Annotated in this window: 2 protein-coding genes and 1 pseudogene; 2 read left to right on the top strand and 1 reads right to left on the bottom strand. The window is 66.3% G+C overall.

All coding sequences use genetic code 11. The annotated features are described in order from the left end of the window. Positions 1-355: 355 nt before the first annotated feature. Entirely contained in the window at positions 356-4177 is a 3822-nt protein-coding gene (locus ACWGI2_RS41965) for a CHAT domain-containing protein (protein WP_453701321.1), read from the top strand. Here the strand turns inward: ACWGI2_RS41965 and ACWGI2_RS41970 are convergent. Continuing rightward, the gene (locus ACWGI2_RS41970) at positions 4144-5121 is read right to left on the bottom strand and encodes a hypothetical protein (RefSeq protein ID WP_453701323.1); all 978 of its coding nucleotides are present in this window, start codon (positions 5119-5121) and stop codon (positions 4144-4146) included. The genes ACWGI2_RS41965 and ACWGI2_RS41970 overlap by 34 nt on opposite strands. A 483-nt stretch (positions 5122-5604) precedes the next feature. Here ACWGI2_RS41970 and ACWGI2_RS41975 point away from each other — a divergent pair. Next, positions 5605-5824: pseudogene (locus ACWGI2_RS41975) on the top strand (IS5/IS1182 family transposase); the annotation flags it as partial.

The following is a 5824-nucleotide window of genomic DNA, read 5'->3' on the forward strand; positions in this document are numbered from 1 at the left end:
GCTGTCCCGGAATCCGATGCCGCGCTGGGGCGCCACTACCCCAGGGCGGGAGGTGCCAGCTGCTGGCCTGGCACTTGCGTTCGTCGCCTGCCCCGGAGAGAGTTTCGCGGACGCCGTTCGTCTTGTGCACTCGAGCATGCGCTTCAACCAGAACCGAGGACGCACCTCCAGGAGATACTCCAGCGGCAGTTCGTGATCTTCATGTCCGGGCGGCTTGGCGCCGGTAGGGGCTGACCTGGGATCGGACCTGATGGTGGCGTCGCCAGTCGGACCAGACCAGCCCCTCCGGGCAATGCTCGCAGGCCAGGTCTCGTGGACGCGCGTATTCCGACTCATATGTTGGAACATATCCAGGGTGAATGTGGAAGCCAGTGATCTTCAGGCTGCCTTCGAGGCTTTGCGGCACTCTGCGGGTGCCAGGGATGCCTCCGACTTGACTGAGCAGTATCCGGTGCTGCTCGGTGTTGAGTTCGCGCGTTACATCGAGGATCTGCTGGGCGGGGTCGGGCAGAACGAGTGCGCCGTCGAGGACATCCTGGCCGCTCGGGACCTGATCGATGCAGTCCGCGCGGCTCGCATCGCGCTGGCCATCGATGCGGATCTAGGTCACTACGTGCCCGATGAAGCGATGGACCTCGTCGCTGATCTGCTCCGGTGCTCGGATTACGAGGACATGGCCGGGACGGTGGCCGAACGATCGTCAGCGGGGGAAGAGGCGACTCGTTTCCTGACGATGCTCATGGTGGACGCGTTGGCACGAGGTGACCCTGTCACGACCGCCCGCTACTACCCGTGCTGGGAATTCGTTCACGACTGTCAATTCTTCGGGGTCGACAGTGCACTGGATATACGGGTGAGGTTCGGGCCCGTCGTGGAGCTCGAACTGACGTCGATCCTCTACGAAGTGGCCGGGACACCCGGACCCGATCCCGAGAAACCACTTGCGGAGGCGGTGCGCTACTGGGACGAGATGGCGGTCCAAGCGCCGCATCCGGTTTCGGCTCTGCTCTCGGTTGGGGTCGTGGGTCCGATCCTCCGCTCCGGCGTGCGCACCGGGGCGTTGGAGCCGATTTCGGAGGCGTTGCGACGCTTAGACTCCGCGCTCGCCGAGCTGCCTGCGGGACACCGGTTCGTACCCCCGATACGAGGTTTCCGGGCCACCGTGTATCAGCGGCGGTACGAGGTCACCGGTGACCCGGACGATCTCCGGACGGCCACAGCGGAGATGGTCCGTGCCGCGCACGATGTCATGATCTTCACGCCGCAATGGCCTCAGCTGGCCCAGACCGCAGACGGGATGACGGCCGCAATCATCAAACGGGCCCCGGAGCGGGAATGGTTCGACGCACTGATCACGCTGCGGAGCGTGATCACGTGGGCCGCCGCAGACTCGTCGACCCGGACCCGGGCTAAGGCACTGCACGATGAGGCCCTGATCCAACGCGACGAACTCTACGGTGATTCCGGACTCTCGTACGGCGTCCTGGACGACCTGGAGCTGAGCGCGGACACCGACGCCACTGATTCCAAAGTGGGCTGGGCTTTGGGTCAACAAGGCAGAATGCGTCTCGACCGGTACACGGATGCGGGCAGTCCCGACGACCTCGCCGCCGCGGTCAGCACGTTGGAGGCGACGGTCCGGGTCGCCGAGGACGATTCGCCTGTCCAAGCCATGGCCCTGGATCTCCTTGGGTGGGCGTTGCGGCAGGACTACATGGCCTCCGGAGCGGACTCCCAACTGGATCGGGCGGTGGAACTGACGCGGAGGGCTCATGAATGCCGCTTTGAACTGCCGGGACACCCGGCGCATCTCGGCGCGGCCAATTTCGCCAATGTCCTGATCGACCGCTACCGCCGCGACGCCGACCCGGCGGATCTCGACGAGGCGGTGCAGGTCTTGGAAGAGGATCTGCGGGACTTCATCGACGACCCGAGCCAGAGCGACAGCGACGCGACGACCTCCGCCCTGGCCATCGCCCTGGCCATGCGGTACCAGAGGTGGGGTGACATCGGTGCGCTAAGCCGCGCCATCGAGTTGGCGGAGGCCGTCGCGGATGGCACGCCCGACAGTCCGTACGCACTGACCAACCTGGCGGAGTTGCTGGTCACCCGCTTCAACCGCACCGGACGGTCTGCCGACCTGAATCGGGCGATCGATCTACTCGAGACAGCTGTCCAGAAGCAGAACAGCACAGACCCGATGGCCGTGGCCCGGTTGGGGAATCTCGCCGGAGCGCTGGCCCTGCGGTCGGCCATGCTGCCAGGTGACCGCGCGCGTGCACACCGGCTCTTGGCGACGGCTGCCACTGCGGCGGTGCCCGGAACGGACACCGGCCTCAGAATGTGCACAAACCTGGCGATGGTCCAGGCCCGGAGAGCCCTCGGCTTCAGCGTGCTGCGTCGTCGGCGGCGCCGATGGGCCGATCAGGCGGTTTCAACGATCACGAGGGTGCTGGGGCAGACGCCGCAGAATGCGCCTGAACGGGCCGTGCGACTGCACGTGCTCGCGGTAGCTTTGATGGCCCGACACAGGCTGACCGGAAAACCGGCTGACGAGGCCGCTGCCACCGACGCGTTCCGGGCGGCCTGCGAGACCGGGCTGATGGTACTGAGCACCGTGATGACGAAGATCACCGACGTCTGGCGTGACTGGGCCGTCCGGCGAGGGGCGTGGCGAGAGGCCGCGGAGGCGTGCGACTACAGTTTGCGCGCGCGATACCGCCTTGCGGCGGTCCAGACCGCCCGAAGTCACAAGGAACTTTGGATCGGCGACACCGGTCAACTCCTCTCAACTGCGGCCCACGGCTACGCCATGGCAGGCGATGTCGAAGCGGCAGTGGCGGCGGTCGAACGGGGCCGTGCGGTGATCCTCAGTGAACGGCTGGGCCGTGCACCGGACACTCTGGCGTCGCTGCCTGCCGAACTGGTGGGCCGCTACCAACAGGCGGCCGACGCCTGGTTGAGGCAAGCGCAGCTCGCCGACTCCTCGGGTATCGGACTGGATGACCCGGTTCGCACGTCCGCGGCGGACGATGTGGTCGCCACGAAGGCTCGGCTGGACGCCGTGGTCAACGAGATCCGCCACGTGGATGGGTTTTCCAGGTTCCTGATGCCCCCCGACTACGATGATGTGGCGGCTGTAGCCTCCCGAGCGCACCCTGTGATCTACCTGGTTCCCGGGCAGAGCACGGGACTCGCCCTGGTGGTCGACGACAGCGCACGGGTGATCTGGCTCCCGGCCCTCCGGCGTGACCGGGTCGTCCCTCTCGCTGCGGACAAGACGACGCTTGACGAAACCCTTCAGTGGGCATGGCACGCCGCGATGGGCCCGGTGCTCGAGCAACTCCCTTCTGCCCGGCACCTGGTGATCGTGGCATGCGGTGCACTGGGCCTGCTGCCGCTGCACGCCGCGTGGACGCAGCATGGCGACCGGCGCATGTACCTGCTTGACCGTGTGTCGGTCAGCTTCGCGCCCAACGCACGCAGTGCACGGGTAACGCGGCGATCCCGGTCCGGTGGCGCACTGGTCGTCGCGAACCCACTGCCCAGCACGGCTGCCCCGCTCCCGTTCAGCGCCGCGGAGGCCGAAGGCGTCGCCGGGGCGCATCCAGGCGCACTCGTCCTGAACAAACGGGACGCGACGCTCGCGGCGGTGCGAGATGCGATGGCCGGCCGGGAACTAATCCACTTTGCCTGCCATGGTGTGGCAGAGCTCGACGACCCGCTGGCCAGCGCGCTGTTGCTGGCCCATGACGAGAAACTGACTCTCCGCGAGATCCTGTCATCATCGATGGACACCGGACTGGCCGTGCTGTCGGCCTGCGAGACGGCGCTGCCTGGCCTCCAACTGCCCGACGAAGTAATAGGGTTCCCCGCCGGACTGCTAGAAGCCGGGGCGGACGCCGTGATCGCAACGCTTTGGCGGGTTGACGACAACGCGACCATGATGCTGATGCGCCGAATGACGCAACTCCGGGTCCAGGACGGCGAGCCGCCTGCCGAGGCGTTGCGCAAGGCCCAGCAGTGGTTGCGGGACAGCACCAACGAGGAGAAGAGCGCAACGCTCAGCCTGCCCTCACCGCCATTGGGCAGCGACGGCGCCCGGCTGCTGTGGGGCCGAGCCCGTGTCCACACCCACCCGTACTACTGGGCAGGGTTCACCTGCACCGGCGGCTGATCGCTCTCGCGGACCACGTAGACGGGAGTATCTCGGTCCGAGCCCCGGACAAGGAACGTCGTCACGTCCCTGCCGACCTCCTGTTCTTGCGCCGGGCTGGAGGGAAGCGGCCACCTGAGTTGCTCGTAGAGCTGAACACGGTACAGATCGGCGGTCGACTCGACCAGATCCGCGAATGCCTCGCCGCGCTCCTGCAGGAGGCAGCGGTGACACCAAACCAGCGCGACCGTGGCAACGAGCGCCGCCCATGCCGTCCACACGGTGAACGCGAAGAACGTCATTGACCACAGGCATCCGCCCACAGCGGTGTCCAGACGCGCTCGCGCCGCGGTCAACTCGGCCCGTGCGTGTTCCGGGAGGACCAACCAAAGGTGTGACCAGACGGCGACGACGTCCAAGCCGTACTTGTCGACCGGGCGGCTCTCACCCGCCCGAAGCGTGTTCCCCAGACGTGTGGGCATGACCCTTTCACGGATCGCGGGGTGCCGGCGGAGTCTGCGGTCCAGACGTTGGAACTCGGCCAACTCAGCAGTGGTCGCAACGCCCTCGTCGCCGAGTACCCGGGGGGCGAGTTCCTGCATCCTGGCTCGGTAGGCGTCGATGTTGCTCATGTGGCGGGCCGAGAGCCAGGAGGCCGGCCGCCGGGCGGGGCCGGGCCAGTAGCCCTCCAGCAGGCGCAGCACGGGAAACGACACCTGCCGTACTACCAGGCCGCTGGCGACCAGCCCGATGAGGACCATGACCAAGACGAAGATCTGCGAGGCGGTCGGCTGCCTGCCGAGGCAACCGACGGCCCTGGAAAACTGGTCAGGAAAGCCGGTCAAGCTGCCATGCCCGTGAAGCCATGCAAGCGCACCACCAACCCAAAAGACCAACGTCGGCCCTGCGATCGCAGCGAACCGATCAGCGAGCTTGCCCGCAACGCCTTCCAAGAATTTGTCCACCTTGACTCACCCCGAAGCCGCTACGAGCAGTAGACGGTGCGTCGGGCACTTCTGCACCCGCTCACCGACGGCGAGGCGATACCACGCGTAGTCACCCTGCGGACATTCGTATCGCAATGCCGGCACCGGCTCACCGGTACCCGGTAACTGGTCCAGCGCACGTTCCGAACGTTCCTGGAGAGCAGGTGGTCGCTTGTGCGGATCCTCAAGGACCCGTGCCACCCAGTTCTCCAATTCCGGCTCTGAGGACAGGACGCTGACCAATTCCGGAAGCGCGGCCTCCGAATCCTGCCTCGCCAAGGACAAAACTCCGGACAGTCGGCCATCCAGCACGACGACTCGCCCCACCTCGACAAGTTCCCGCAGATGCCCACGTAGCAACCGGACTACATCGAGAACGTCCTCATCCATCACACATACATATCGCATTGCCGACGTCTAGGCTTGTCCCGCAACGGCCGGTCATACTGAGATGATCTTGATGTGGCTGGTGTGATCACGGCGTCGGAGCCGTCCTGGATAAGCCCGTTCACCGGGTTGAGCCCGCGCTGCTTTGGCAAGTTGGTGACCGCCGTCCAGCGCGAGCATGGTGGCCATCCCCAGCGGGGCCGCCCGTGGGGCCTCCCCTTGGAGGGCCGTATTCTGCTGGTCACGGCGTACTGGCGAACCAACTTGACGATGCGCCAGCTAGTGCCGACTCTGA

The sequence above is a fragment of the Streptomyces sp. NPDC054866 genome (genome assembly GCF_053610745.1).